Source organism: Ornithinimicrobium sp. CNJ-824, assembly GCF_001942405.1.
In the GTDB taxonomy this organism is placed as follows: Bacteria; Actinomycetota; Actinomycetes; order Actinomycetales; family Dermatophilaceae; genus Ornithinicoccus; species Ornithinicoccus kibberensis.
In genome coordinates this window covers 179,849-205,685 of the sequence record NZ_MKKA01000044.1, presented here as the reverse complement: position 1 = coordinate 205,685, position 25,837 = coordinate 179,849, and the positions used below count along the sequence as shown (strand labels likewise).

The following is a 25,837-nucleotide window of genomic DNA, read 5'->3' as shown; positions in this document are numbered from 1 at the left end:
GTCACCCTCGCGCAGCATCAGGGCGGGGGCAGGTCGATTCGCCATACCCCATCATCCCAACTCCAAAACTGTTTAGGAACTAACGACGCGCCGCACTAGGCGCTGCAGCTGCCTTAGCCGTAACCTACACATTACAGGTCTACGCGGCGCCCATTACGAACCCGGCCGTGTCACTTACAGCAGTTCTCGCCGCAATACTATTCACAACGGGCGCAGCAATCTTCCTCTGGTCCTCCATCACGTCGTTACCTAGTGACACGAAGTTGCGCGGCGAAGAGGCAACACGTATATTGTACAATAGTATCCGCTGCAAGAACAACACCGGAGGCTGGTTCGCCTCCGCCGCCTTGACTTTTCTCTTCGCATCCCTGTTTCTCGCCTTTGCATTCGGCCTCAAGACCGAAAGCGTGCAAGTAGTGCCGCACTCAACTCCGTTAATCGAGTGCACGCACTATACAGCAACACTTCCGCATTTCTCCCTCAGAGAGCATCTGGAAGTGGTTGGCAGCGACTGCAACGGTTCAATAGTCACTAATTCTCTGGTTCCCCTAGACGGCCTAGTCGTGATCCGACACAAGACCCCGGACCCATGACCACGAGACCGCTTGTTCTCTATGCTTTCTGGCGGGAGATGGACAGTCTCGCCCCAGCGTGGGAGGAGAGTTTCTTGGCATCCCTGGAAGAGCGCGGTGGGTGGGAGTGGCCAGGGAGCCCGCAGGACCCAATATCTCTGTGCGTGACGGCTTACCATGCCACGCAGCATGAACGCATCCTGCCTTCCCTTGCGGCGCTCCAACCAATGGGCGGCCTCGTGAGTCACATCATCCTCGCCTGCGACCTGAGTTCTCCAGAGCCCGAACTCAGCGAGGACTTCGGCACAGACGCAATGTCTACTCTCGGCACAACCCACAATCATTTCTACATGGGCCGCGTTCAAAAACCAGACGGAATACAAGATCACGTTATCCCGAACCTGGCGAAGGTCGAACGTCGGAGACGCATCCGGGCAGCGCCGCCGCCTGGAAACGAAACTGATGGCGGAACGGAAGGATGGAAACAGTGACAAAAGGGATTGAGTGGGTTGCAGCCTGCGTGGCCCCATGGGCGATCGCTCCCCACCCGAATTTTAGTCCAAATTACCCTCTTTCCGGAGCGGCCGAATTGGCGTTACTCAGCGAGTTTCGACTTTCAGAGTATGATCGTATAGTCGACCGATCGCGGAGTGAGGCACATCCGTTCCCGCAAGCTGTACGCAATTCGATTCGAATCACTGGATACACTGACGCAGACGCACTTCAGGCCGCCAAACCGGATGAGGGTGCGTCCATCGGCCTACGAACTGCCTTCGCCCTACACGAGAGCCGCTCACTTGCGTGGAACGGCCGAGAGCTACAGGCGATACGCACCCTGACCAGCCTGGCAGCGGATATTGATGGCGATTCGGCGGAAGATTGGCTCCTTCATGGCACCCTTATGGCGGTTGCTGCGCATCGCAGCTTAGATTGTGAACTTTTCCCCCAGGCGCAAGAGCAAGCCAACCAAGCCCAAAATGCGCTTGACAAGGTCAACGGTTTCACCGAGGAATTTTCAACTAGCCCCGGCATCGAGTGGGCTTGGCGTGACGTTGTTGAGGATTGCAAGAGCCACGCGCAATATCTCGCCAGCGCGGCGCTCGCTTCGGCGAATCCCGGTTCGAACCTTTGGATTGATCTAGTAAGGCGACGACGTGGTTGGGTACAGCAACGTGGGATACAGCTAGAAAGCATACGGGATGCACATCTACGGTCGACCATGTTCGAAAGACAGAGCAACGCGCTCGATAGGTCAACGGTCTGGTCGAGTCGAGCGTCTGATTACGACGAGGCTCTCGCTACTGTAGTGTCCGCAGAGTTGACGGGCGGATTCCACGAGTGGCGCCGTGCCCGAGCTGCCCTGGGGGAGGCCATTTCGCTTTTGCATAGCGCTTCTGACGACCTCGAGTTGCTCGCAGCCGTCCCATCGTTGTTTTGGTTAGCGCGCCACGAAAAGAACCTGCGAAGAGCCTTGGCACAGGCAAGAGCTAGTGGGCCCTTGGATTCGCTCATTTCCATCGCTGACTTGGCTCTGCGCTCAGAGCAGGCGAACGCGAACCCACGTGCGATCGACTTCGAAATCTGGGCGCGGAGTGCGGATCTTCTGCCGGAGGAGGCTCTGCGTCGCGTGTCCGAAATCGCACTCGATCTGTTGTTCAGCCCCAAATTGAGCACGATGTCATTAAGCGGAATGCGCACACTCGCGGAGTGCATAGAGAGTGTCCAACGCGAGTTGGAACGTGATCCAACCGAAGCCGACACGAAAATCCTGAATATAGTCCACAGGCATTTGAGCGCTTCCGATGCCACGGAAACATCCCTAGAACATATGTGGTCCCCCGTCATCCGCAAGATCTCTGCATCTGGGTGGAGTGGTTACGCGGGGAAGAGTTCTTTGACTGAAATAATGCTCTCACACGAACTAGATCCTCCGTATCAGAAGGATCGCACTGCGTCACCATGGGATGTCGTTTTTGAATACCTGGATGATCGCCAGGCGTCATCGCACAGGGATGCCGTTTCGTTCATTTCTACCCAACTTGAGGTGGCCGTCGAACAATCGTCCTCGGGTTACAGCGTAGGAGGCTACGACGTGGCAGCGTTGGCAGTCCACCTGCTTCGTGTCAGCTGGAGCGACAGGCTTTGGCGGGCCCTCGAGGCCTATCTACTGGATCCCCGCTTGGGGATGGAAGTGCGAGGAGCCGCGCTTGCTTCTTTAGCGCGAGACCCTATCCAGGGCGTCAATTTTCGTGATCCAGCCGAGGCTCGCCTCCGATTGTTGACCCCTCACCCAAGGTTCTTCGAACGCTCGACTCCAGGTCCGGATTTAGAGGCCGTTGCTTTCGCGCGGGTCTATAAACTCATGGAGGATAGCGATTTCCAGGGACACACGATTCAGTGCATCAGTTCCAGCAGTAGTAGGAACAGGCACGAGGTTGCGCAGGTGTGTGCGAACGTTTCGTGGGGGCTTAAGGGCCAGAGCACCTGGGCCACCATGGGTTTGCTGCTGATGTCCTACGATAAGGATCCTTCGTCCGCGCAGAGGCCTACTTCGGGTGGGCATCTCACCTACTCACCGACCCAGCGGACCGCGAGGCGCACGCTCAGATTTTGCGCGGTCTCACTGCGCCGGGCGTCCGATCGCCCCTGCGGACTTTGCACTCTTTGCAGTTTCTGAAGGTCAGAGGAGGTCAATTGCCGACCGACGTTGAGGAGGAGGTTTCCCGTCTATCAGAATCCTCGATCTCGAGTGTTGTGCGTGGCTCCGCTCGCGCCATTCTTGGGTGAGTGTGGTTCGTCGTCCAGAGTAGCCGGGCCAGGTGTCCCAGGTCACACCCACGGCCCTGTACCGCAGGTCAGCGCGGTGGGACGCTGGGAGCATGAACGGTCGGGCCGGGAAGGTCCTCGCGATCGCGGTGGCGGCGCTCGTGCTGCTGGCGGTGGTCGCCGGGGTGGTCTCGGCGACCCGGCCGCGGACCGAGCTGCCGGCCGGTTCCCCGGAGGCCACGGTGCAGGACTACGTCACCGCCGTCTTCTCCCGGGACATGGACGCCGCGGCCGCGCACCTCGACCCGGACGGGGACTGCGGTGTCGCGGACCTGGAGCTGGCCTACGTGGAGCGCGACGCCCGCGTCGTGCTGCGCGACGTCGACGTCGACGACGACCGGGCCACGGTCCGGGTGGACCTGGTCCACACCGACAGCGCCCCGTTCGGCGGGAGCGAGTGGACCCAGGAGGAGACCTTCCGGCTGACGACGCGGGCGACGGGTGGGTCCTGACGGGGGCGCCGTGGCCGATGTACCACTGCGACCTCCCCGAGGGGACGCAGCCATGATGCTCGGCGTCGTGAGCAGCCTGGTCCCGCTCGCCCTGCTCGGCGGGATCGTCGCGGCGATCGTGATCGCCGTCCGACGCCGCGGCGGCACTGACGGGCAGCACGACCCGCAGGCGCCCGAGGGCGGCGGGCAGTCGGTCCGGCGGTTCTTCCAGTACCTCCTGCTCGCCGGGCTGCTGTTCGCCGCGGCCGCCGGCGTCACCGGCCTGCTGAGCAGGCTCCTGGACACCGACGACGTCCTGGTCCCGGACGACAGCCAGCTGGCCCTGGAGCTGGCCTTCACCCTCATCGCCCTGCCCCTGTGGGCCCTGCTCGCCTGGTGGACCGTCCGACGCACGGCCGCCGACCGCCGCGAGCTGCGGGCCCTCGGCTGGGCCGCCTACCTGACGCTGGCGGGCCTGGTCTCCCTCGTCGTGGCCATGGTCGGCTGGCACCAGACCCTGACCATGCTGCTGGGCACCCAGCCCTACCGGGGCGGCAGCCCCGCGCTCGCCCTCGTCTGGACCCTGGTCTGGGCCGGCCACCACTGGTGGGGCCGCCGTGGGACCCCGCGCAGCCACCTGCACCCCTTGGCCCTGCTGGGCGCGGTCGTCGGGCTGGCGACCGCCGCGGTCGGGCTCGCCGGGCTCGTCGCCGCGAGCCTGGACCAGCTGACCGGGCTGGCCGGCGAGTCGCTCGTCGGCCGCGGTGCCGTCAGCCTCCTGCGTCCCGGCGTGACGTTCCTCGTCGGCGCCTGGTGTGGGTCGTCTACTGGGTGCTGGACCTGGCCCGGGGACGACGGAGCACCGGGTGGCTCGTGCTCGTCCTGCTCGTCGGGGTCGGCGGCGGACTCCTCGCGGCGATCGTCGCGCTGAGCGTGCTGGCCTACGACGTGCTGGTCTGGCTGGTGGGCGACCCGACCGCCACCACCGCCGCCGAGCACTTCGCCGGCGCCCCCGACCTGGCGGGTGCGGTCGTCGTCGGCCTGCTGGTGTGGTGGTACCACCAGGAGGTGCTGGGCACCGGCCGCGCGGCCGCACGCACCGAGGTCCGCCGGGTCTACGAGTACGTCATGGCCGCGGTCGGGCTGCTGGCCGCCTCGGCCGGCCTGGTCATGGTCATCGTCACGCTCGTCGAGGCCATCGCCGCCGGCCGGGACCTGGTCGTCGGCGGCAGTGCGCTCAACGCCCTCCTCGCCGCGCTCGTCCTGCTCGCGGTCGGGCTGCCGGTGTGGTGGTGGCACTGGCGTCTGGCCCAGCGCGCCCGGGGCAGCGGGCCGGCCGCCGAGCTGGCCTCCCCCACCCGGAGGACCTACCTGCTCGTCCTCTTCGGCGTCTCCGGCGTCGCGGCGGTCATCGCCCTCATCACCCTCGTCTACCTCCTGCTCGAGGACGCCCTCGCCGGCGGGATCGACACCGAGACGATGCGCAGCATCCGCTTCCCGCTCGGCATCCTGGCGACCACGTCGCTGCTGTCGGCCTACCACTGGACCGTCTTCCGCGCCGACCGCGCCGAGCTGGACCGTCGCGCCCCGGCGCGCGCACCGCATACCCCCGCCACCCCTGGGCACGGGCCGCGCACGGTGCTTCTCGTGGGCACCCTCTCCCCCGCCGAGCACGCCGACCTCGCCACCCGCACGGGGGCTGACGTGCAGCTCTGGCGGCCCCGCGCCGCGGCACCCGCGCGACCCTCGGTCGAGGAGCTGGCGGAGGCGGTGGGGGCCGTGCCCGAGGGCGACGTGCTGCTGCTCGTGGACGCGACCGGCCTGCGGGCCGTCCCCGTCGACCACTACACTTCATCGTAGGACGACCGGTCCGCAGCGACTGGTCACTCAGGCCCTCGCGCCGGCGTTCTAGACCAGCAGGAGGCTGTCGTGCGCGCTGTCGTCTTCGAGGGGTACAAGACCTTTCCCGTCCTCAAGGACGTGGACCGTCCCACCCCCGGACCCGGGGAGGTGCTGCTCAAGGTGGCCGGCGCGGGCGCCTGCCACTCCGACGTCGGGCTGTTCCACGACTTCGAGGGGGACCCGACCGGCCTGCTGACGCCGCCCTTCGTGCTCGGCCACGAGAACTCCGGCTGGGTCGAGGAGGTCGGCCCCGGCGTCACCGGGTTCGAGCAGGGGGCGGCCTACCTCGTCTACGGGCCCGTGGGCTGCGGTCGTTGCCGGGCCTGCTCCCGCGGCCAGGACACCTACTGCGCCCAGCCGCAGGAGGTCGGGTATGCCGCGATGGGCCTGGGGCGCGACGGCGGGATGGCGGAGTACCTGCTGGCCCCCGCCCGCAACCTCGTCCCCCTGGGGGACGCCGACCCGATCGACGCCGCGCCGCTGGCCGACGCCGGCCTGACGCCCTACCACGCGATCAAGAGGGCCCTGCCCTTCCTCGCCGGCGGCGGCCGCAGCGCCCTGGTCGTCGGCCTGGGCGGGCTGGGGCTGGTCGGGGTGCAGATCCTCAAGGCCCTCACCGGGGCCCAGGTTCTCGCCACCGACCTCAAGCCGGAGGCGATGGCCCAGGCCGAGGAGTACGGCGCCGTCACCGTGCCGGGCGGGGACGACCAGGTCGAGCGGATCAAGGAGCTCACCGGCGGGCGGGGCGTGGACGCGGTCTTCGACATGGTCGGGGCCGACGCGACCCTGAGGCTGGCCGGGGCGACCGTGGCCCAGCAGGGCTCGCTCACCGTCGTCGGCATCGGCGGCGGGACGTTCCCGTGGAACTTCTTCACCGTCCCCTACGAGGTGAACTTCTCCTCGACCTACTGGGGCACGATCGAGGACCTGCACGACGTGGCCGCGATGTACCGCCTCGGCCAGATCGCCCCCGTCGTCGAGCGTTACTCGCTGGACGACGCCCTGGAGGCGTACCGCAAGCTGCAGGACGGTGAGCTCTCCGCACGCGCCGTGGTGGTCCCGCACGGCTGGTGAGCTCCGCACGGCTCAACGGTGGCGTCCCTGGCCCGCCAGGGGCGCCACGTCCCGGTGTCGGGGTCCCACCACCGGGCGGCGACGAGGCGCACCGACCCCTCGTGCGTGCCCGGGGTCAGCGCTCCCAACGCCGCGACGAGGTGGTCGTGCCGCGTCCGCCTGGTCAGGCTCAGGTGCGGCACCCACGGCCGCCGGTCGGCGCCGGGCCACCGGTCGGCCAGCAGGTCGCGCGCCTCCCGCAGCGCCGCCGGCACCCGGAGACGGTGCGCCAGGGCCGGGGACCGACCGCCCAGCAGCACCTGGCCCTCGACGACGGCCGTGAGCGGCAGCAGCGGCAGCAGGAGGCGGGCCGCCAGGTCGAGCACGCCCTCGTCGGGGGCCCTTCCGGTGACCACGGTCAGGTGGGGGCGGTGGGTGCTGCCGCGGTGCCGGGCCAGGGAGGAGGGGACCCCGGCCTGCTCCAGCGCCGCCCACTCCTGCCGCGCCGCCGCCTCGTCGTCCGGGTGGAGGAGCAGCCCGAGGGCGTACGCCGGGCTCACGCCGCCGGCTGCCTCTCCTCCTGGACCCCCGCCATCGCCCAGCGGACCCCGGCGGTGCTGATCCGGCCGACCGGTCGCAGGACGGACCGGGAGAGCCGTGGCGAGGCGGGCAGGTCGAGCATCTGCCGGGACCAGGGCTCCAGCAGCGCCACCCCGCCGGCCGCGATCGCCCAGTACCCCGGGCGCGAGGCCACCGGCAGGGGCGGCTCGGCGAGCAGGAAACGGGCCGCGTCCCGGGCCGCCGGCGTGGCCTCCAGCTCGGGCCGGAACCCCTCGAGGACGGCCTCCATCCCGGCGCCGTCGGTCGGCGGGTCGAGCACCCCGAGGAGCCGGGCGGACACGCCCGCCTGGGCCACGTAGGTGTCCGCCTCGGCGGCGGTGAGGGGCGCGGCGGCATACGCCTGGTAGGCCCGCAGGAAGGAGACGGCCTCGGCGACGTGCACCCACATCAGCAGGTGCGGGTCGCTGGCCCGGTAGGGCCGGCCGAACGCGTCCCTGCCGCGGACCCGCTCGTGCACGGCGCGCACCTGGGCGATGGTGGCGGTGGCGTGCTCCACCGTGCCGAAGGTGGTGGCGGCCAGGTAGGTGCTGGTCCGCTGCAGCCGGCCCCACGGGTCGGACCGGTAGCCGGAGTGCCCGGCCACCCCCGCCATCGCCATCGGGTGCAGCATCTGCAGCAGGAGGGCGGCCACGCCGCCGGGGAACATGGCGGCGTCCGCGTGCACCCGCCAGACCGGGTCGGCCGGCGTGAACCAGCGCTCCCCGGGCGTCTGCCAGATGACCCGCGCCCGCTCCCGGGCGTCGTCCCCGGCGACTCGGGCGCGCAGCGCCGAGCCCAGGGCGCCCTGGACACGGCCGAGAGGAGATCCATGCATGAGACACACCTTTGACGTAGATTGGACAGCACGACAATCTCACGTCGCTGGAGGCACCATGTCACACCGGTCGTTGTCGGGCTCGCACGTCGTCGTGCTGGGCGCCTCGGGGGTCCTCGGCGGGCACCTCGCCCGGGCGTTGGCCGGTCGCGGCGCCGGGGTGACCGGGGTGGGGAGGGACGGGCAGCGTCTGGGCGCCCTGGTCGACAGCCTGCCCACGGACGGCCAGGGCGGGCCGCTGCGCCACGGCTGGCTCGGGGGCGACCTGACCGACGCTGGTCTGGGTGACCGGCTCGTCGAGCACCTGCGGTCGGGCCCCGGGAGGCTCGACGGGATCCTCAACGCCGCGGGGGTGGTGGCCTTCGGGTCCCTGGTCGACACCCCGGACGAGGTCGTGGAGGAGCTCTTCCTCACCAACGTCGTCGGGCCGCTGTGGCTGCTGCGCCGGACCCTGCCCCTCCTCGTCGAGAGCAGCGGCTTCGTCGCCCAGATCTCCGGCGTGGTCGCCGACCGGCCCACGGCTGGGATGGCCGCCTACGGCGCCAGCAAGGCCGCGCTGGCGGCGGCCGACCGGGCGCTGGGCCTGGAGCTGCGCCGCAGCGGGGTCGCCGTCGTCGACCTGCGGGTGCCGCACACTGAGACCGGGCTGGTCGGCCGGGCGCTGGCCGGAGCCGGACCCCGGCTGCCGCAGGGCCTGGACCCCGCCGCCGTCGCCGAACGGGTCGTCGCGGGCATCGAGGAGGGCGCCCCCGTGGTGCCGGCCGAGGCTTTCGCCTGACGCGAGCGACGCGGGCGGGCCGACGACGGGAGGGCGTGCGGTCGGCACGAGGCTCAGGGGGTCTTGTCGGTCCTCGCTGCCATACTCGACGGATGGGTGGCGAACAGGGGAACGACAGGCACGGAGGGGCGGACCTGCCCGACGACGACCAGGCCGGGCTGGCCCCGGTCCCCAGCGTCGCCGAGCTGCGGTCGGCGGTCCGCCGGGCGCATCCGCGCATCGGGACGGGGTGGCCGGTCCTCGATGCACTGACCGGCGGCGTGGCCCTCGGCCGGACGACCGTCGTGGGCGCACCTCCGGCCCTGCGTGCCCAGGTGCTCGGCCGCATGGCGGCCTGGGCGGCCGGGGAGTCCTACCGGGTCCTCCTCGCCTCCACCCGCGCCACGACCGAGGAGCTGCTCCTGTCGGTCGCCGCCGGTGGCCTGGGACTGCGGATCGGGCGCTGCTGGAGACCGACTCCCACGACGCCTGGCTCGACGCCCGCCTGCGGGTGCTCGACCTGGAGGTGCACGCCGGCACGGACGCGCCCCGGTGCTTCGCGGAGTCGATGTCCTCCACCCGCCGGCCCGCGCTGGCCGTGGTCGACGGCTACGACGACGACACCGACGACCAGTGGGGGCGCGCGCTGCAGGTCGACAGCCGTGAGACCGACGTCTGGTCCCGGCCCCACCTCGACCCGGGTGCCTATCCCCTGCGCCACGGCTGCGCGCTGGTCCTGGGCGTGCCCGACGTGCGCCACCTCGAGCTGGGCCTCCGCGGGGCGGACACCTACCTGTCGCTGACGCCCCGCGACGACGCCTCCCGCGTCGAGATCACCGCCACCCGGGAGGGCCGCTCCCGCACCCGCACCGTCCTGCTGCGCGACGGCCTGCTCCACCCGCCCACCCCGCACCCCGACCAGGTCCGCCGACGCGGCGTGGTCAACATCTGGGAGGAGCGCCTGCCCTCCCAGATCACCCGTTTCGCCGGGCTCCTCGGGGCGGAGGCCTTCGAGGTGGACCACGCCCCCGGGGACGACCCGCCCCCGGACCACGCACCCGGGGACGACGCCTCCTCCTCCGGCCGCGCCCGCGGGTGGTGACCCACGGGTAACATCGAGGCCGTGAGCACGACGTCGTCCACGCCGACCGGGTCCGGCGCCCCCACGGCATACCCCCATCTCCTCTCCCCCCTCGACGTCCCCGGGGGGCGGCTGCGCAACCGGGTCGTCATGGGCTCGATGCACACCGGCCTGGAGGACCGCCCGTGGCTGCGTGAGGAGCTGAGCGCCTACTACGCCGAGCGGGCCGCCGGTGGGGTCGGGCTCATCGTCACCGGCGGCTACGCACCCACCCTGCGGGGGCGGCTGACGCCGCTGGGGGCGCAGTTCAGCGACCCCGTCACCGCCCGCCGCCACCAGGTCGTCACCGACGCCGTCCACGAGCACGGGGCCCAGATCGCGCTGCAGCTGCTGCACGCGGGGCGCTACGCCTTCTCCCCGCTCGCCGTGTCGGCCTCCGCCTCGAAGTCCCCCATCACCCCCTTCGCGCCCGCGCGATGTCCTCGACGTCGGTGCGCCGCACGGTCTCCGCCTTCGCGAGGTCGGCCCGGCTCGCACGGCGGGCGGGCTACGACGGGGTGGAGATCATGGGGTCGGAGGGCTACCTGGTCAACCAGTTCCTCGCCGCGCGGACCAACCGGCGGACCGACCGGTGGGGCGGGGACGCCCGCGGACGGATGAGCTTCGCGGTGGAGGCGGCGCGGGCCGTCCGCGACGCCGTCGGGGACGACTTCCTCGTCCTCTACCGCATCTCCCTGCTCGACCTGGTCGAGGGCGGGCAGACGTGGGAGGAGGTGGTCGAGCTGGCCTCCCTGCTCGAGGAGGCGGGGGTCTCGGTGCTCAACACCGGGATCGGCTGGCACGAGGCGCGGATCCCCACGATCATCACCCAGGTGCCGCGCGGCGCCTGGACCGGCCTCACCGCGCGGCTGCGCGCCGAGGTCTCGGTGCCGGTGATGGCCTCCAACCGGATCAACGCGCCGCAGATGGCCGAGACCCTGCTGACGGACGGGACCGCCGACCTGGTGTCGATGGCCCGTCCCCTGCTGGCCGACCCCGCGTTCGTCGCCAAGGCCGCGGAGGGCCGTGCCGACGAGATCAACACCTGCATCGCCTGCAACCAGGCGTGCCTGGACCGCATCTTCGTCGGCAAGCGGGCCTCCTGCCTGGTCAACCCCCGCGCCGGCCGGGAGACCGAGCTGGTCCTCTCCCCCACCCGGCAGGTCCGCACCGTCGCGGTCGTCGGCGCCGGGCCCGCCGGGCTGGCCTCGGCCGTGTCCGCCGCGGAGCGGGGCCACCGGGTCACCCTCTACGAGGCCGGGGAGGAGCTGGGCGGCCAGTTTCGGCTGGCCATGCGGGTGCCCGGCAAGGACGACTTCGCCGAGACGCTGCGCTACTACCGCCGGCGGCTGGAGGTGCTCGGTGTCGACGTGCGGCTCTCGACCCGCGCCGACGCCGGCGCCCTCGCCGGCTTCGACGAGGTCGTCCTCGCCACCGGGGTCCGTCCGCGCGTGCCCGACCTGCCGGGGGTGGACCACCCGTCGGTGGTCACCTACGCCGACGTCCTCGCCGGCAGCGTTGTCCCGGGACCACGCGTCGCTGTCGTCGGTGCCGGCGGCATCGGGGTGGACGTGTCGCACTTCCTCACCCACGTCGAGACCGACCTCGCCGGCTGGATGGCGCGCTGGGGCGTCGGCGACCCGGCCGAGCACCGCGGCGGGCTCGTGCCCAAGGACCTGCCCGAACCGGCCCGCGAGGTGTGGCTCCTGCAGCGCAAGGAGACCAGGATCGGGGCCGGCCTGGGCAAGACGTCCGGGTGGGCGCACCGGCTCAACCTGCGGGACGCCGGCGTCCACCAGGTGACCGGGGTGGCCTACGACCGGATCGACGACGAGGGTCTGCACATCACGGTCGGCGGGAAGCCGCAGGTGCTGGCCGTCGACCACGTCGTGCTCTGTGCGGGCCAGGAGTCCGTGCGCGAGCTGGCCGACGCCCTCCCGCAGGCGCACGTGATCGGTGGCGCCGACGTCGCGGCCGAGCTGGACGCGGAGCGGGCCATCCGGCAGGGCACCGAGCTGGCCGCCCGCCTCTGAGCGTCCACGTCGGTCAGCCGTGCTGAATCAGTCGGCGACCTCGAACCGGTCGAGCGCCTCGAGCGCTGCCAACGCCCGGGTCCAGCGCTCCTGCCGAGCCTGCTCGTCCTGCTCCCACCAGGGCGTGCCCCGCTCCCCCAGCCCGTGCTTGGCCAGGTCGACCCGTCGACGCCACGGTGCCGGGTCCTCACCGGCCCGTCGGGCGGTGCGGACCCCCGACCGGCCGCGCCCCAGGTGCGAGAGCAGCCGCTCGGCCACGTCGGCGGGCAGGCGGGGATCCTGGCGCCGCCACCTGCGACCGTCGACCACCAGCCACCGCTGGTCCTCGCCGCCCTCCTCCGCACCCTCGGCCCGCCCGTCGCTCATCCTGCCCATCCTGGTCAGCGGGAGTCGCCACGACAAGCGTGACGGATCGTGGTCGTCATGACGACCACGATCGGTCGTCCTCCGGGCGGTGGCAGGTCGACCCTCCGGCCCGTCGCCACCTGGACGTTTTCGCGCTACCCCCGCAGCCGCACCGACAGGCAGGTCACGCAGCCCTCGAGCTTGATGAACTCGCTGATGTCGACCTCGGTCACCGTGCAACCGCGCTCGCGGAACAGCTGCGCCGACCGCGGCGCGTCGGCCGCCATGAGCACGCGGTCACCGCCCAGGAGCACCACGTGGGCGCCCGACTCCTCGGGCACCGGGAGAAAACCCGCCTCCCCGTCGCCCTCGTGGCCAGTCCGGCCACCGTCCCGGGCCGGGTCCGCCCCGCCGGCCCACACCGCGAGGTCGTCGACGAGGGGCTCGTGGCCGACGACGGTCCCGTCCGGCAGCGCCGTCACCCCGCTCTTGAGGTGCAGGACGCGGGATACCGGGACGCCGACGACCTGCACCCCGGCGGGCTCGAGGTGGGCGGCGAGCTGCCGCATACCCTCCTCGTTGCTGCGTCCGCCCAGGCCGACCCACACGGTGCTGCCGAACTTGAGCACGTCACCGCCCTCGAGCGTGCCGGGCGCCTCGATCCGGGCCACCCGGTAGCCCGCCGCGACGACCGCCTGCTCGACCGCGTCCACCTCGGCCCGCCGGGACGGGGCACCGGGCCGGGTCAGCACCGCCAGGTCGCCGTGCACGACGACGGTGTCCTCGACGAAGACCGCGTCCGCGCAGTCGTCGGCCGGGGGGACCTCCACCGTGCGCCACCCGTTCGCGTGGAGCGCGCCGACGTAGGCCTCCCACTGCCTTTGCGCCAGCTCCACGTCGACCGGCTGCCGGTCGATGTGCGTGATCAGCCCCTCGGCCAACCGGGGGCCAGGACGGCGGACCAGGGCGAGGTGCCGCTCCCCCGGGCTCGTGGGGTCGGCGGGGGCAGGAGAGGTGTCGGTCACGGGTCCAGCCTCGCAGACCGCACCGGCCTCGGGGTATGCCGCGTGCGTGGCCGTCCCCGCGCGCCCGGGCCGGTGCGGCGCACCCGGCGACCTCCGGGCGTCCCCCGGGTGGTGCCGCGGGGCCCGGGACCGCAGGATGGGGACATGACGCCGAAGGTGCACCCATGAAGACGACCCACCTGCAGGTCCGCACGGGCGGTGAGGACGTCGTGCTCGACCTCACCAGCGACTGCGCCGACTTCGTCCGGGACGGGGGCGACGGGCTGCTGCACGTGTTCGTGCCGCACGCCACGGCCGGGCTGGCGATCATCGAGACCGGCGCCGGCTCCGACGACGACCTGCTCGCGGCCCTGGAGGATCTGCTCCCGGCCGACGACCGATGGCGCCACCGGCACGGGACCTACGGCCACGGGCGGTCGCACGTGATGCCGGCGCTCGTGCCGCCCTACGCCACCGTCCCCGTCGAGGGGGGACGGCTGGCGCTGGGCACGTGGCAGAGCATCTGCCTGGTGGACCTCAACGTGGACAACCACGACCGCACGGTCCGGCTGGACCTCCTCAGCGGCTGACCGGGTCCTGCTCGCGCAGGGCCCGGGCGCTCGCCTCGGGCGTGAGCTCGAGCCGGCGCAGCAGCTGGGCGTTGAGCGCCACGACCACCGTCGAGGCCGACATGAGCAGGGCCCCGACCGCCATCGGCATGACGAACCCGACCGGCGCGAGGACGCCCGCCGCGAGCGGGACGGCCACGATGTTGTAGCCGGCGGCCCACCACAGGTTCTGCTTCATCTTGCGGTAGCCGGCGCGCGAGAGCTCGATGACCGAGAGCACCGACCGCGGGTCGTCGCTGGCCAGGACGACACCGGCCGAGGCGATGGCCACGTCGGTCCCGGCTCCGATGGCGATGCCGACGTCGGCCTGCGCGAGCGCGGGGGCGTCGTTGACGCCGTCGCCCACCATGGCCACGGTGCGTCCCTGCTGCTGGAGGGCCTTGACCTTGTCCGCCTTGTGCTCCGGGCGCACCCCGGCCAGGACCTCGTCGATCTCCAGCTCCTCGGCCACGGCCCGGGCGACCGGTTCGGCGTCGCCGGTGATCATGACGACCTGGATACCGAGGTGGTGGAGCGTGTCGACCGCCTCGCGGGACTCCTCGCGCACCTCGTCGGCGACGGCCAGCGCCCCGACCACCTTGCCGTCGCGGACGACGTGCAGCACCGTGGAGCCCTGCTCGGCCCACCCGCCGGCGGCCGCCAGCGGCTCGAGGCCCTCCTCCTCCAGCAGGTAGGGCCCGCCGACCCGCACGGTGCTCCCGTCGACTGTGCCGGTGACGCCGACGGCGGGGGCCGAGGAGAACTCGCTCACCGGCGGGAGGCGCAGGCCGCGGTCCTCCGCGGCGCGCACGACCGCCCGTGCCAGCGGGTGCTCGCTGTCGGACTCGACGGCCGCGGCCAGCGCGACCACCTCGTCCTGCGACAGGGCGTCCCCGGACGGTCCGGACCCGGACGCGCCCTCGGCGGCGGCCACGTGGCCCACGGCCGGCTCGCCCCGCGTCAGCGTGCCGGTCTTGTCGAACAGCACGGTGTCCACGACGCGGGTGCGCTCCAGGGCCATCCGGTCCTTGATCAGGACGCCGCCCCTGGCGGCGCGCTCGGTGGTGATGGAGACGACGAGCGGGATGGCCAGGCCCAGCGCGTGGGGGCAGGCGATGACCAGGACCGTGATGACCCGGACCAGGGCGGTGCTGGGCGTCGCGACCGATAGCCACACGACCGCGGACAGGACCGCGGCGGCGAGCGCGAACCAGAAGAGCCACCCGGCGGCCCGGTCCGCGAGCCGCTGGGCCCTCGTGGACGAGCTCTGGGCGTCGGCGACCATGCGCTGGATGCCGGCCAGGGCGGTGTCGTCCCCGACGGCGGTGACCCGCACCCGCAGCGCGGAGTCGGTCGCCACCGTCCCGGCGACGACGGTGTCGCCGACACCCCTCCGCACGGTCGTGGACTCGCCGGTGATCATCGACTCGTCGAGGGCCGCCTCACCGTCGACGACCTCCCCGTCGGCCGGCACCCTGGCACCGGGCCGGACCACGACCACGTCGTCCACGTGCAGGTCGGCGGGCGACACGGTGACCGTCCGGTCGCCCTCGACCTTCTCGGTCTCGTCGGGCAGCAGCGCGGCCAGCGACTCCAGCGCCGATGACGTCTGGGCCAGCGACCTCATCTCGATCCAGTGGCCCAGCAGCATGATGACGATGAGCAGCGCCAGCTCCCACCAGAACTCCAGGTCGTGCGGGAGCAGCCCGAGGCTGGCGGCCATGGAGGAGAGGAAGGCCACCGTGATGGCCATGCCGACGAGCAGCATCATCCCGGGCCGGCGCTGCCTCAGCTCCTCGACCGCCCCCGTGTAGAAGGGCCGGCCGCCCCAGACGTACATGACGGTCCCCAGCACCGGGGCTACCCAGCGCAGCCCGGGCACGTCGGGCAGCTGGTAGCCGAGCAGGTCCGCGAACATCCCGCTCGTGAGCACGGTCGGCACCGACAGGGCCAGCATGATCCAGAACAGCCGCCGGAACATCGCCACGTGGCCCTCATGGCCGCCGTGGTCGCCATGGCCCCCGTGCCCCTCATCGTGCTCGTGGCCGCCATGGCCCTGTTGGTCCGCGCCCTCTGCGTGCCGGTCGTGACCGGCCTGCCGGGTCGTGTGCTGCTCGGTCATCACGTCCACCTCTCCTCAGCGGGTCATGTCCTTTATACCCCTAGGGGGTATATGACGCGCAACGACGTGAGGAGCGCGGACATTCCTGGCGCCGGGCCCTCCTCGGCGGTTCAGCCCTCCGGCCCGGGCTCCTCCGCCTCGACATGCTGGTCGTTGCCGGTGTTGCGTCGGGGGTGTCGGGGACGCTGTCGGCGCCGCCGAGGGAGGTGTCCGGGTTGACCGCGGCGGACCCGGCCTCGGACACGGTGCCCTCGCCGGAACCGTCACCCTGGTCGTCGCCGAGCTGGTCCTCCTCGTGCGTCGGGTCGTGGTCGGCCGTCCGGCCTTCGTCGTGTGTCATGACGCCCACGGTAGGACCGGCGGCCCCGCACGGCACCTCGACGGACGTCCTCGTCCTCAGCCCGAGGGTGCCGGCCGCTCCTCCCGGTCCCCCTCGTGGCCGTACCGTCTGGCATAGGTCTTCCGTCCGGGCGCCCCGGTGACCCCGAAGACCACCACGCTCACGGCCACGACGAGCGTGACCGCACCCCACAGCGCCGGGTCGTCCACCCCCTCGTGCCGCGCGTGCGCCAGGTAGAACAGCGCGCTGACGCCCATCGGCCCGAAGAGGCCCATGAAGCCCGCCTGGTGCGGGGCGACCCCGAGCGGCCGGTGCAGCGCGAGCAGGAACGGCAGCCGCCGCACCAGCAGGACGAGGGCCGCGAACACGACGGCCCGCCAGCCCCAGCCGGCCCAGGTCTCCCATGGCAGGACGACGCCGAGCACCGCGACGAGCGGGAGCACGGCGTACTTGTTGACCCCCTCGTCCACCGCGTCCTGCTTCTCCCGGGGGCTGCTCTGGGCGAAACGGTTGTAGGCGAGGCCCGCGACGAAGACCGCCAGCACCCCGGCCGCCTCGACCGTGCGGGCGACCCCGAGGACGCCGACCGCCAGCAGCAGCGTGTAGACCAGCTCGGGCCCCTCGCCCACGTCGTCGTGCCGGTCGGCGTGGCTCAGCCCGAGGCCGGCCAGCCATCCGAGCAGGGCACCGATCGCCACCCCGGCACCGACCTCCCAGGCGACCAGGCCCAGGGCGTGCCCCACGCCCTGCGCGGGCAGGACGACCGCGACGAGCACGGCGACGAGGACGACCCCGAGCCCGTCGTTGGCGCCGCTCTCCAGGGTGAGCAGCGCCCGGACGCGGTGGGGCAGGGTCCGTGCGGCCGGCTCGCCGTTGACGACGGCGGCGGCCAGGACCGGGTCGGTCGGGGCCAGGCAGGCCCCGACGAGGAGGGCCAGGGAGATCGGCACGGCGAGGACGAGGGCCGACGCGGCCGTGGCCAGGGCCGCCAGCGGCATCACCCCCGCCAGCAGCAGCGCGGTGGGTCTGAGCAGGCCGCGCAGCCTCTCCCACGGGTAGCGCAGTGCCGCAGCCATCACCGAGGCCGCGAGCAGGACACGGCTGCCCTCGAGCAGGAGCACGTCCACCAGCTCCTGCTCCAGCCGCACGAGGCCCAGGGCGGCCGGCCCGACGAGCACACCGACGGCGAGGGCCACGAGCGGCTCGCTGACGGGGACCCACCGTTCCAACGGGCCGCTGACGAGGGCCAGGACCATGCCGCCGAGACCCAGCACGGCCAGGGTGGGGGCCAGCCAGTCCACGCCTCAGCTCCTCCGTGGCAGCCGGTGGAGCACGACCTCGCCGAGCACGCCGTCGCCGACCTCGCAGGTCATGTAGGTGCAGAACGGCTGACGCCGCCGGTCGGTCGGGGACCCGGGGTTGAGCAGGCGCAGGCCGTCCCCGGCGGTGTCCCACGGGATGTGGCTGTGCCCGAAGACGAGCACGTCCAGGTCGGGGTATGCCGCCCGCATGCGCTCCTCGCGCCGCGCCCGGGGGCCGGTCTCGTGGACCACGCCCCACCGCATACCCCCCAGCTCGGTCCGGGCCACCTCGGGGAGCCGACGCCGCAGTTCCCCGCCGTCGTTGTTCCCGTGGACGCCCACCAGCCGGGCCGCCCTGGCCTCGAGCTCGTCGAGCAGCGCAGGGTCGACCCAGTCGCCGGCGTGGACGACCACGTCGGCGCGGTCGACCTCGCCCCAGACCTCGGACGGGAGCTCACGGGCCCGCTTGGGCACGTGCGTGTCGGCCACGAGCAGCACCCGCAGCCGGTCGCTCACCCGACGTCGGGCGTCTCGGCGCTGCCGTCGTCGTGGATCTCCTGGGCCATCCGGTCCAGCTCGCCCGCGTCGACGTCGACCTCGGCCTGGGCCATCCCCTCCTCGAGGTCCTCGCGGACCGTCTCGGGACGGGCGCCCTCGTCCCAGCTCTCCGTGCGCTCCACGACGTAGTCGGCCGCCTGCTGGCGGGCGTCGGCCTCCTCGGCCCCTCCGGTGCTCTGCTGATCGCTCATCCCGCCACGGTAGCCACGGGCCGGTGCTCCCGCACCCGGTGACAGACTGGCCCCATGGCCAGGACCGTCGCGACCACCACCACCGTCGACCGGGAGGGGCTGCTGGAGTTCGTCCGCCCCCGCCACCACCTCGTGCTCATCACCACCCGCCAGGACGGCCGCCCGCAGGCATCCCCCGTCACCGGCGGCGTGGACGGGCAGGGCCGGATCGTCGTCTCGACCTACCCGGAGCGGGCCAAGACACGCAACGCCCGGCGCGACCCGCGGGTGAGCGTCGTCGTGCTCTCCGACGACTTCGGGGGCGCCTGGGTGCAGGTCGACGGCGACTGCGAGGTGATCGACTGCCCGGAGTCGGTCGAGCCGCTCGTCGACTACTTCCGGGCCGTGGCCGGGGAGCACCCGGACTGGGACGAGTACCGCGAGGCGATGGTCGCCCAGGGAAAGTCGTTGCTGCGGATCACCCCGACCCGGTGGTCGCCGGTGGCCACGGGCGGGTTCCCCGCCCGGCTCGAGGACGACTGACGGTCCCCGGGGCCGGAAGCGACGCCGGGCGCCTCAGGCGGTCTTGATCTCGGTCCTGCGCAGACGCACCCAGCCGAGCACGAGCGGCAGCACGATCCACAGGGCGGCCACCGTCGCCAGCTGGGCCCACTGCTCCCCGGTGAGCGCCACCTGCGTCAACAGCGGCGCCTGCCCGGTCGCCAGGTCGAACCACCCGGCGTTCTCCCGCAGCACCTCGACGAAGGTGATGAGCAGGTTCATCGCCACGGGGAGCGCGAAGTAGAGCACGATCGCGGCCGTGCTGTTCATCAGCAGCAGCCCGAAGGCCACGCCCTGCATGATGGCCAGGACCTGCAGGATCGTGAAGTAGCCCAGCTCGCGGGCCCCCAGGTCCCAGACGTCGCCGCTGCCGGCGACCGCCGCGAAGACGGCGGCCACGGCCAGCAGCAGCGCCAGGCCCAGGAGGCCGACGACGACCGCGGCGATCGACTTGGCGACCACGACCAGCCCACGTCGCGGCTCGAGGGTGAAGGTCACCAGGCCGGCCCGCTGGCTCCACTCGCTGGTGACCAGCAGGATGCCCAGGACGGGCAGCAGGAAGGCCTGGGGGGTCAGCGCCATCCCGGCGAAGCCGTAGAAGGTGTGCCCCTCCTCCGGACCGAAGAGCCGGAAGAGGACGACGGCGCCGACGCTGAGGACGGCGATGATGGCGAGCAGCCACAGCCCCGAGCGGGTGTCGACCATCTTGCGCAGCTCGACCTGCACCAGCCGGAGCAGGGGTATGGGGCGCGCCGGCGCCTCGGTCCCGCCCCGCGGCCGGGTCGCGGCCCCGCCGGAGGGGTGGCTGCCGGTCGTGGTGCTCATCGGTGGACTCCTTCACGTGCGTCGGCGGCGGTCAGCTGCAGGAAACGCTCCTCCAGGCCGCCCCCGTCGGAGGGGCGCAGCTCGGTCAGCGCGATCCCCCGGTCGACGGCGACCCGGCCGACGACGGCCGGCTCGGCCTCCACGACCAGGCCTCCGCCCGGGGACTCGACGGCGTCCAGACCGGCCTGCTGCAGCGCGACCAGCAGGGTGACGTCGTCCGCGGACCGCACGACGGCACCGCCGGTGGCCAGCAGCTCGGCCTTGGTGCCCCGGGCCACGATCCGGCCACGCCCGATGACGACGAGGTCGTCGGCGATGACCTCCACCTCCCGGAGCAGGTGGGAGGACAGCAGCGCGGTTCCGCCGGCCCGGGTGAAGTCGGCCAGCAGGGTGCGCATCCAGTGGATCCCGGCCGGGTCCAGCCCGTTGGCCGGCTCGTCGAGCACCAGCACCTGGGGGTCCCCCAGGAGCGCGTTGGCGATCCCGAGACGCTGGCGCATCCCCAGGGAGTAGCCGCCCACCCGGCGCCGGGCCTCCGCGGGCGTCAGACCCACCAGCTCCAGCATCTCGTCGACCCGCCGCCGGTCCAGGCCCATGGTCAGCGCGCTGACCGTCAGGGCCTCCCGGCCGGTGCGGCCGCCGTGCTGGGCCTGGGCGTCCAGCAGGACGCCAACGGTCCGCCCGGGGTTGGGGATCTCCTCGTAGCGGCGGCCCAGCACGAGCGACTGCCCGGACGTGGGTCGGGTGAGGGCGCAGAGCATCCGCATCGTCGTCGACTTGCCCGCCCCGTTGGGGCCGAGGAAGCCGGTGACCCGCCCTGGTTCCACGGTGAAGGTCACGTCGTCGACGGCGGTGGTCGTGCCGTAGGTCCTGGTCAGGCCCTGGATCTCGATCATCGGTCGTCGGCCTCCCTCCGGTGCTGCGACTCCTCGGGCGTCCTGGTCACCATGTCACTTCACCGGGACCCGGCGCATGATGCCGACGAAGACGACGACGAGGACCGCGGCCGTCAGCAGGTCCGAGCCCCACCACGCGTCGGCACGCTCGAGCGCCTCGCCGAGTGGCGGGAGGAACCCGGCCACCAGGGGCAGCAGGACGAAGATGACGACCAGGACGGAGGTGCCGACCCACCAGGGCCAGCGCAGGAACAGCGCCGTGATGGTGGCCGCGGCCAGCTGGGGGGCCACGACGGCCCCGAGCGCCACCACGGCGACCTGGACCCCACCCCCCGCGACCTCGGACCCCAGGATGTCGAGGGCACCGTCCGGGCCGCGTCCCAGCACCAGCAGCACCACAGCGGCGACGGCGAGCACGTAGGCCGTCATCACGCCGATGGTCAGCAGGTGGGCCAACGTGACCTGCCGCCGCGTGGCCCCGGTCGCCAGGTAGACGCGGGACCGGGCCGTGCCGACGACCGTGTGCACGATCGCCGCGATCCCGACGGAGATCGGCAGCACCACGAGCGAGATCCACAGGACCGTCCGGCCGCCCTCGATCAGGAGCGGCGGGCCGCCCCACTCGACCTCGTCCATGACCACCACGTCCCAGCCCTGCCAGCGGGACACGAGGGCCATGACGGCCAGGACCACGAGGGTGACCAGGGCCGTGACGGTGAGCCCGCGGAGCGCGTCGGCCACCTGGAGCCGGCCGAGGGCCCACCACTGCCGGTCGGGCCGGGAGGCCGGTCCCGTAGTGCGGATAGCGGTGGTGCCGGCGGTGTCGGTGGTCGTCATGACGGGGTCCTTCCGGTGCTGACGTGCACCAGCACGTCGGTGAGCGAGGCGAGCCGGTCGCCGCTGGAGTGCTGCTCGCGCACGGCCGCGGCGTCGCCGGCGGCGACGACCCGGCCGCGGTCGAGCACGACGACGTCCTCCATGAGGTCCTCGACCTCGTCGAGCAGGTGGGAGGACAGCACGATCGTGCGCGGGTGGGCGACGTAGTCCGCCATGAGCTCGTCGTAGAAGAGGCGGCGGGCGACGGCGTCCATGCCCAGGTAGACCTCGTCCAGCAGGGTGAGCTCGGCGCGGGAGGCGAGGCCGACGACCGCCCCGAGGATCGACCGCTGGCCGCGGGAGAGCTGCTCCGGCTTCTTGCGCAGCGGCACGCCGAACCGTTCGAGCAGCTCCACGGCATACTCCTCGTCCCAGTGCGGGCGCAGCGCCCGTTGGACGCGCAGGGTCTGGTGGATGCGCTGGTCCTCGAGGATGCCGCCGCGGTCCCGGACCAGGCAGACGCGGGAGGTGACCGAAGGGTCCTCCCACACGTCCCGGCCGCCGACGCGGACGGTGCCGGTCTGGACCGGGCGCAGCGCGGCGATCAGCGACAGCAGGGTCGTCTTGCCGGCGCCGTTGCGCCCGACGAGGCCGGTGATGGTCCCCGGCCGGACGGTCAGGCTGACGTCCGAGAGGGCCTCGACGCCCCGGAACCGGTGGGTGACGGCGTCGACCTCGACGCTCAGCGGCGCGTTCACGGCTGCTCCTTCAGGTGCTCGATGAGCTGGTCGGTGGTGATCCCCAGCGCCCGGGCCTCGGCGATGGCCGGCCCGAAGGTGTCCTCCCAGAAGGTCGCCCGGCGCTGCTGGCGCAGCAGCTCGCGGGCCCCCTCGGAGACGAACATCCCCAGCCCGCGCCGCTTGTGCAGCAGGCCATCGTCGACGAGCGTGCTCATCGCCTTGGCCGCGGTCGCGGGGTTGATGCGGTGGGTGGTCGCGTACTGCGTGGTCGACATGACCTGGGCCCCCTCCGGGAGGTCGCCCACCAGGACCGCGTGGCGGATCCGGTCGGCGATCTGCTGGTAGATCGGGGTGCGGTCGTCGAACGGCTCGAACTCCGCCGGCACGGCCTGGGTGGCCATGGCCACCTCCGATCTTGTTCTGTGGTTCATTACATGACTAATGAACCACAGAACAACGGGCCGGCGCAACTCCGGGCAGCGGACGACGCCCCGGGGGCGCTGGCCCTCCGGGGCGTCGTGCAGCCGTGCCGTCCCCTCGGCCGGCGCGGGTGCAGGTCCCGTCAGTCGCAGGTGACGGTCGGGTTCAGCGGGCTCAGCACGCCCGCCGGGTTGCCCTGCCAGACCCAGGCGTGCAGGGTGTGGAACGGCGGGCCACCGTGCGGGTGGGGCGCGTCGAAGGCTCGGCCGAAGAGGCTGGCCGAGGCGTCCCAGGTCGCGTACTCGACGGCCACCAGCTTGAGGCTGCCGTTCTCGCGCGGCGCGTAGACGAGGATCTCCGGTGCGGCCGGGTCCAGCTCGTCGGCCGTCGCCGCGACCCCGCGCTGGTAGTGGTAGCCCATGTTCGGCACGCACGGCGAGGACGGCTTGTAGCCGTCGGCGACCGCCGCGTCGACGTCGTGGTACTTCGCCGTGGCCGCCCGGACCTCGGCCAGCTGGGCGCCGAGCGGGCGCTCTCCGCCGTGGCCGGGGTGGGCGCCGGCGGTCGCCGCGGGTGCTCCCACGGCCAGGGCCATCCCGGCCAGGGCTGCGGCGCCCCGGCTCCGGGTGCGACGGCTCGGGGTCGTGGTGGTGGTGGGTGTCATCGATCTCTCCTTGGGACGGTCGGGCCTGCGGCCCGGGGGTGGGCTTGGGGTCGGGGTTGGGGTTGGTCAGGCGGGCGGCAGCGCGCCGGGTGGGGGTCCGAGCACCTCGATGCCGTGCCGGGCGCAGGCCTCGGCGACCTGCCCGGGGTCGATCTCCACCGGCTCGGGCAGCCTGGCCTGCGGCATCCGGGCGCCGAGGTCGTGGACCATCTCCACGAAGCTGGGCTCGTGGCGCCGCCCGGCGACGACCGTGAGGAAGCGGGCCGTGTCCGACTCCACCTGGAAGGTGTGGGCCCCCCGGCACGGAAGGGCCAGCAGGGCGCCGGTCCCGCCCTGGACGACCTGGTCGCCCAGCTCGAAGCGGATGCGACCGTCCAGGACGTAGAAGAGCTCGTCCTCCTCCCGGTGCACGTGCAGCGGGGGCCCGAAGCCCCGCGGGGCGAGGAACTCCACCGCGCCCATCCCGCTGGCCGAGCTGCCAGCGTCGAGCTTGACGGTGGCCAGGTGGTTGAGGAAGGCGCGGTGCACGCCCTCCCCCTCGGGCAGGTGCCGGAAGCGGTCCGGGTCGCCAGTGGTGGACGGAGGCCGGGTCTGGTCCTGGTGGTCATGGCGGCACCGTGCCCCGGCACCCTTTCGGAAACCTTTCGACGCCGGCCGCGGTCCCCGTCGGCGCATCTGCAGGCCGGGCTCAGCCGTCGTCGATCCCCAGCTCGGCCATCGCCTCCTCGTAGCGCTCCCGGGCCGCGACCGCCTCCCCGTGCCGGCCGTCCCGGTGGAGCAGCTCGACGAGGGTCCGGTGGGCCTCCTCGTCGTAGGGGTCCAGCTCGAGCACCCTCCGCAGCAGCACGACGGCGTCCTCGCCGCCGGCTCCTCCTCCCGCCGGGTCGTCGAGCACGGCCCGGGCGACCCGGTGCGCCGCCGTGACGAAGCGGTCACGCATCCGGTCGCGCAGCGGGGCGGCCCAGTCGTCGTAGCGGTCCTCGGGCAGCAGCTCGGCGTAGTCCCGGACCACGGCGCGGTCCTCGTCGAGCCGGAACCAGCGCTCGACGTCGACGTCCACGGCCGCCAGGTCCAGCCGGACGGTCGACCGGTCTGCCACCACGGCCCCGCCCAGGACCCTCCGCACGGCGGACAGCTGGACCGACAGCCGGGCGGCGAGCCGGTCGGAGAGCTCGTCCGGCCAGAGCAGGTCCGTCAGCTCCTCGCGGGGGACCGGCCACCCGCGGGCCACCACCAGCCGCTTGAGCAGCGTCCGGGCCTGCCGGGACCCCCAGTCCCCCGGCCGGGTCGGCGTCCCGTCGAGGACCACCTCGAAGCGGCCCATCGCCCGCACCTGCACGGTGGCCGGGGCCGGGGCCGGTGCCTGCCTCGGTCCAGTCGCCGGACGGCCGGTCCTGCCGCTCGGGCCGGCCCGCCCGCAGCGGCCGGTCGTGAACCGCTCGACGGCGTCGCAGACCGCGTCCATGTCGCCGGCGAAGCTCCAGTGGTCCTCCCCCGGCAGCTCGACCAGCTCGACGTCGGCGCCCGCCTGCCGGAATTGCCGGTAGGTCTCCCGCGCGCGGTCCACCGGCGTGATCAGGTCCCCGGTGCGGTGGACGATGAGGACAGGGCAGCCCACCCGGTCGAGGACGCCGCGGGCGTCCATGTCCCCGTTCATCCGGAACAGCTCCGTCAGCGCGTCCCGGCTCGCGGAGTGACGCTCGTAGTGCGGCCACCACCGGACGAAGTCCTCGTCGTTCAGCAGGGACGGGCCGAACAGCGCGACGGTCCGCGACATGGGCGTTCCCCAGGCGTCGACGAACTCCTCCCACCTCCGCCGCGCCGCGGCCATCCCCTGCGGCGTCGAGCGCACGGCCCGCTGCTCGTCCGTGAGCAGGGAGGCCGCCGTCCCTTCCAGGATCAGGCCCTGGACCCGCCCGGGGTAGGTGGCCGCGAACATCACCGCCATCGGCCCGCCCTCGGACACCCCGTGCACGAACGCCCGGTCCACGCCGGCGGCGTCCATGACCGAGCGCAGCTCGTCGACCCGTTCGTCCAGGCCGGGGATGTCCAGCGACCGGTCCGACAGCCCGGTGCCCCGCTTGTCGAAGATCACCTGACGCGAGAACGCGGCGTACCGCTCCAGCATCCGGCGGATGACCGGGGACTCCCAGGCCAGCTCCACGTTCTGCGCCATGGGTGGCACGACGCAGATGGTCGGGGGGCCGTCGCCGAACACCTCGTAGGCCAGGGTGGAGCCGGCCGCCTCGGCGAAGCGGACCTCCGGCACCTCCTCCATGCCCCCACAGACAACCACACCGGGCCGTCGCGACGGCGCCGAAGGACCTCGGGTTCGTGG

Annotated in this window: 25 protein-coding genes and 1 pseudogene; 9 read left to right on the top strand and 17 right to left on the bottom strand. The window is 72.4% G+C overall.

What is annotated here, in order from left to right; genetic code table 11:
• Positions 1 to 3,451: 3,451 nt before the first annotated feature.
• From BJF81_RS12830 to BJF81_RS12815, 4 genes are all read left to right on the top strand, one after another.
• Positions 3,452 to 3,850 carry a hypothetical protein gene (locus BJF81_RS12830; RefSeq protein ID WP_075958666.1) on the top strand — a complete coding sequence of 133 codons (399 nt, stop codon included), beginning with the start codon at positions 3,452 to 3,454 and terminating at the stop codon, positions 3,848 to 3,850.
• 52 nt (positions 3,851 to 3,902) lie between these two features.
• On the top strand, positions 3,903 to 4,760 hold the full coding sequence (locus BJF81_RS12825) for a DUF5671 domain-containing protein (protein ID WP_075958665.1): 858 nt from the start codon (positions 3,903 to 3,905) through the stop codon (positions 4,758 to 4,760).
• A complete protein-coding gene (locus BJF81_RS12820; RefSeq protein ID WP_158068688.1) occupies positions 4,643 to 5,689 on the top strand; it encodes a DUF5671 domain-containing protein in 1,047 nt (348 codons plus the stop codon). The genes BJF81_RS12825 and BJF81_RS12820 overlap by 118 nt, the downstream gene beginning before the upstream one ends.
• A 69-nt stretch (positions 5,690 to 5,758) precedes the next feature.
• A complete protein-coding gene (locus tag BJF81_RS12815; RefSeq protein ID WP_075958663.1) occupies positions 5,759 to 6,805 on the top strand; it encodes an NAD(P)-dependent alcohol dehydrogenase in 1,047 nt (348 codons plus the stop codon).
• On the opposite strand, the gene BJF81_RS12810 is transcribed toward BJF81_RS12815, so the two are convergent.
• Positions 6,715 to 7,344 carry a 2'-5' RNA ligase family protein gene (locus BJF81_RS12810; protein ID WP_075958662.1) on the bottom strand — a complete coding sequence of 210 codons (630 nt, stop codon included), beginning with the start codon at positions 7,342 to 7,344 and terminating at the stop codon, positions 6,715 to 6,717. The two genes, BJF81_RS12815 and BJF81_RS12810, sit on opposite strands and share 91 nt — an antisense overlap.
• Positions 7,341 to 8,219 (bottom strand): oxygenase MpaB family protein, encoded by an 879-nt coding sequence (locus BJF81_RS12805; RefSeq protein ID WP_075958661.1) that lies wholly within the window; start codon positions 8,217 to 8,219, stop codon positions 7,341 to 7,343. Before BJF81_RS12805 ends, BJF81_RS12810 begins: the two co-directional genes overlap by 4 nt.
• A gap of 58 nt (positions 8,220 to 8,277) precedes the next feature.
• Between BJF81_RS12805 and BJF81_RS12800 the strand changes: the two genes are divergently transcribed.
• The 3 genes and pseudogenes from BJF81_RS12800 (at position 8,278) to BJF81_RS12790 (ending at position 12,129) form a co-directional block, all read left to right on the top strand.
• On the top strand, positions 8,278 to 8,997 hold the full coding sequence (locus BJF81_RS12800; protein ID WP_075958660.1) for an SDR family NAD(P)-dependent oxidoreductase: 720 nt from the start codon (positions 8,278 to 8,280) through the stop codon (positions 8,995 to 8,997).
• A gap of 490 nt (positions 8,998 to 9,487) precedes the next feature.
• Positions 9,488 to 10,078, top strand: coding sequence for a hypothetical protein (locus BJF81_RS18105; protein ID WP_075958659.1), 591 nt, complete (start codon positions 9,488 to 9,490; stop codon positions 10,076 to 10,078).
• A gap of 21 nt (positions 10,079 to 10,099) precedes the next feature.
• A pseudogene (locus BJF81_RS12790) lies at positions 10,100 to 12,129 on the top strand (FAD-dependent oxidoreductase).
• Positions 12,130 to 12,156: 27 nt separating this feature from the next.
• Here BJF81_RS12790 and BJF81_RS12785 read toward each other — a convergent pair.
• Positions 12,157 to 12,495: a hypothetical protein gene (locus BJF81_RS12785; protein ID WP_075958658.1), complete on the bottom strand. Its 339-nt coding sequence runs from the start codon at positions 12,493 to 12,495 to the stop codon at positions 12,157 to 12,159.
• 134 nt (positions 12,496 to 12,629) lie between these two features.
• On the bottom strand, positions 12,630 to 13,499 hold the full coding sequence (gene ddaH / locus BJF81_RS12780; protein WP_075958657.1) for a dimethylargininase: 870 nt from the start codon (positions 13,497 to 13,499) through the stop codon (positions 12,630 to 12,632).
• A 164-nt stretch (positions 13,500 to 13,663) separates the two neighbouring features.
• On the opposite strand from ddaH, the gene BJF81_RS12775 reads away from it, so the two are divergent.
• Positions 13,664 to 14,068: a secondary thiamine-phosphate synthase enzyme YjbQ gene (locus BJF81_RS12775; protein ID WP_075958656.1), complete on the top strand. Its 405-nt coding sequence runs from the start codon at positions 13,664 to 13,666 to the stop codon at positions 14,066 to 14,068.
• On the opposite strand, the gene BJF81_RS12770 is transcribed toward BJF81_RS12775, so the two are convergent.
• Genes BJF81_RS12770 through BJF81_RS12750 form a run of 5 tightly spaced genes read right to left on the bottom strand, consistent with a single transcriptional unit; the run spans position 14,058 to position 18,598 of the window.
• On the bottom strand, positions 14,058 to 16,208 hold the full coding sequence (locus BJF81_RS12770; RefSeq protein ID WP_075958685.1) for a heavy metal translocating P-type ATPase: 2,151 nt from the start codon (positions 16,206 to 16,208) through the stop codon (positions 14,058 to 14,060). The genes BJF81_RS12775 and BJF81_RS12770 overlap by 11 nt on opposite strands.
• A 40-nt stretch (positions 16,209 to 16,248) precedes the next feature.
• Positions 16,249 to 16,548 (bottom strand): hypothetical protein, encoded by a 300-nt coding sequence (locus BJF81_RS12765; protein ID WP_143780843.1) that lies wholly within the window; start codon positions 16,546 to 16,548, stop codon positions 16,249 to 16,251.
• A gap of 56 nt (positions 16,549 to 16,604) precedes the next feature.
• Positions 16,605 to 17,849: a cation:proton antiporter domain-containing protein gene (locus tag BJF81_RS12760; RefSeq protein ID WP_202817489.1), complete on the bottom strand. Its 1,245-nt coding sequence runs from the start codon at positions 17,847 to 17,849 to the stop codon at positions 16,605 to 16,607.
• Positions 17,850 to 17,852: 3 nt separating this feature from the next.
• Entirely contained in the window at positions 17,853 to 18,365 is a 513-nt protein-coding gene (locus BJF81_RS12755) for a metallophosphoesterase family protein (protein ID WP_237770229.1), read from the bottom strand.
• Positions 18,362 to 18,598, bottom strand: a complete 237-nt coding sequence (locus BJF81_RS12750; RefSeq protein ID WP_075958654.1) for a hypothetical protein — start codon at positions 18,596 to 18,598, stop codon at positions 18,362 to 18,364. Before BJF81_RS12750 ends, BJF81_RS12755 begins: the two co-directional genes overlap by 4 nt.
• Before the next feature lie 54 nt (positions 18,599 to 18,652).
• On the opposite strand from BJF81_RS12750, the gene BJF81_RS12745 reads away from it, so the two are divergent.
• Positions 18,653 to 19,120, top strand: coding sequence for a PPOX class F420-dependent oxidoreductase (locus tag BJF81_RS12745; protein WP_075958653.1), 468 nt, complete (start codon positions 18,653 to 18,655; stop codon positions 19,118 to 19,120).
• 33 nt (positions 19,121 to 19,153) lie between these two features.
• On the opposite strand, the gene BJF81_RS12740 is transcribed toward BJF81_RS12745, so the two are convergent.
• The 8 genes from BJF81_RS12740 to BJF81_RS12705 all read right to left on the bottom strand — a co-directional run bounded on the left by BJF81_RS12740 (position 19,154) and on the right by BJF81_RS12705 (position 25,777).
• Positions 19,154 to 19,963: a hypothetical protein gene (locus BJF81_RS12740; protein ID WP_083664204.1), complete on the bottom strand. Its 810-nt coding sequence runs from the start codon at positions 19,961 to 19,963 to the stop codon at positions 19,154 to 19,156.
• Positions 19,960 to 20,859 (bottom strand): ABC transporter ATP-binding protein, encoded by a 900-nt coding sequence (locus BJF81_RS12735; protein WP_075958652.1) that lies wholly within the window; start codon positions 20,857 to 20,859, stop codon positions 19,960 to 19,962. The genes BJF81_RS12740 and BJF81_RS12735 overlap by 4 nt, the downstream gene beginning before the upstream one ends.
• Positions 20,860 to 20,913: 54 nt before the next feature.
• Complete coding sequence (locus BJF81_RS12730) at positions 20,914 to 21,696, bottom strand: hypothetical protein (RefSeq protein ID WP_075958651.1); 783 nt, start codon at positions 21,694 to 21,696, stop codon at positions 20,914 to 20,916.
• A complete protein-coding gene (locus tag BJF81_RS12725; RefSeq protein ID WP_075958650.1) occupies positions 21,693 to 22,433 on the bottom strand; it encodes an ABC transporter ATP-binding protein in 741 nt (246 codons plus the stop codon). Before BJF81_RS12725 ends, BJF81_RS12730 begins: the two co-directional genes overlap by 4 nt.
• Complete coding sequence (locus tag BJF81_RS12720; RefSeq protein ID WP_075958649.1) at positions 22,430 to 22,816, bottom strand: GntR family transcriptional regulator; 387 nt, start codon at positions 22,814 to 22,816, stop codon at positions 22,430 to 22,432. The genes BJF81_RS12725 and BJF81_RS12720 overlap by 4 nt, the downstream gene beginning before the upstream one ends.
• 161 nt (positions 22,817 to 22,977) lie before the next feature.
• Positions 22,978 to 23,499 carry a hypothetical protein gene (locus BJF81_RS12715; protein ID WP_075958648.1) on the bottom strand — a complete coding sequence of 174 codons (522 nt, stop codon included), beginning with the start codon at positions 23,497 to 23,499 and terminating at the stop codon, positions 22,978 to 22,980.
• 66 nt (positions 23,500 to 23,565) lie between these two features.
• Positions 23,566 to 24,027, bottom strand: a complete 462-nt coding sequence (locus BJF81_RS12710) for a cupin domain-containing protein (protein WP_158068687.1) — start codon at positions 24,025 to 24,027, stop codon at positions 23,566 to 23,568.
• A 160-nt stretch (positions 24,028 to 24,187) separates the two neighbouring features.
• Positions 24,188 to 25,777: an alpha/beta hydrolase gene (locus BJF81_RS12705; RefSeq protein WP_075958647.1), complete on the bottom strand. Its 1,590-nt coding sequence runs from the start codon at positions 25,775 to 25,777 to the stop codon at positions 24,188 to 24,190.
• Between the last annotated feature and the right edge of the window lie 60 nt (positions 25,778 to 25,837).

Bases quoted from the DNA above. Each gene is read 5' to 3' on its own strand.
- BJF81_RS12830 (WP_075958666.1), top strand. From the start codon at position 3,452: ATGAACGGTCGGGCCGGGAAGGTCCTCGCGATCGCGGTGGCGGCGCTC.
- BJF81_RS12825 (WP_075958665.1), top strand. From the start codon at position 3,903: ATGATGCTCGGCGTCGTGAGCAGCCTGGTCCCGCTCGCCCTGCTCGGC.
- BJF81_RS12805 (WP_075958661.1), bottom strand. From the start codon at position 8,219: ATGCATGGATCTCCTCTCGGCCGTGTCCAGGGCGCCCTGGGCTCGGCG.
- BJF81_RS12800 (WP_075958660.1), top strand. From the start codon at position 8,278: ATGTCACACCGGTCGTTGTCGGGCTCGCACGTCGTCGTGCTGGGCGCC.
- BJF81_RS12785 (WP_075958658.1), bottom strand. From the start codon at position 12,495: ATGAGCGACGGGCGGGCCGAGGGTGCGGAGGAGGGCGGCGAGGACCAG.
- BJF81_RS12775 (WP_075958656.1), top strand. From the start codon at position 13,664: ATGAAGACGACCCACCTGCAGGTCCGCACGGGCGGTGAGGACGTCGTG.
- BJF81_RS12770 (WP_075958685.1), bottom strand. From the start codon at position 16,208: ATGACCGAGCAGCACACGACCCGGCAGGCCGGTCACGACCGGCACGCA.
- BJF81_RS12765 (WP_143780843.1), bottom strand. From the start codon at position 16,548: ATGACACACGACGAAGGCCGGACGGCCGACCACGACCCGACGCACGAG.
- BJF81_RS12750 (WP_075958654.1), bottom strand. From the start codon at position 18,598: ATGAGCGATCAGCAGAGCACCGGAGGGGCCGAGGAGGCCGACGCCCGC.
- BJF81_RS12745 (WP_075958653.1), top strand. From the start codon at position 18,653: ATGGCCAGGACCGTCGCGACCACCACCACCGTCGACCGGGAGGGGCTG.
- BJF81_RS12740 (WP_083664204.1), bottom strand. From the start codon at position 19,963: ATGAGCACCACGACCGGCAGCCACCCCTCCGGCGGGGCCGCGACCCGG.
- BJF81_RS12735 (WP_075958652.1), bottom strand. From the start codon at position 20,859: ATGATCGAGATCCAGGGCCTGACCAGGACCTACGGCACGACCACCGCC.
- BJF81_RS12730 (WP_075958651.1), bottom strand. From the start codon at position 21,696: ATGACGACCACCGACACCGCCGGCACCACCGCTATCCGCACTACGGGA.
- BJF81_RS12720 (WP_075958649.1), bottom strand. From the start codon at position 22,816: ATGGCCACCCAGGCCGTGCCGGCGGAGTTCGAGCCGTTCGACGACCGC.
- BJF81_RS12715 (WP_075958648.1), bottom strand. From the start codon at position 23,499: ATGACACCCACCACCACCACGACCCCGAGCCGTCGCACCCGGAGCCGG.
- BJF81_RS12705 (WP_075958647.1), bottom strand. From the start codon at position 25,777: ATGGAGGAGGTGCCGGAGGTCCGCTTCGCCGAGGCGGCCGGCTCCACC.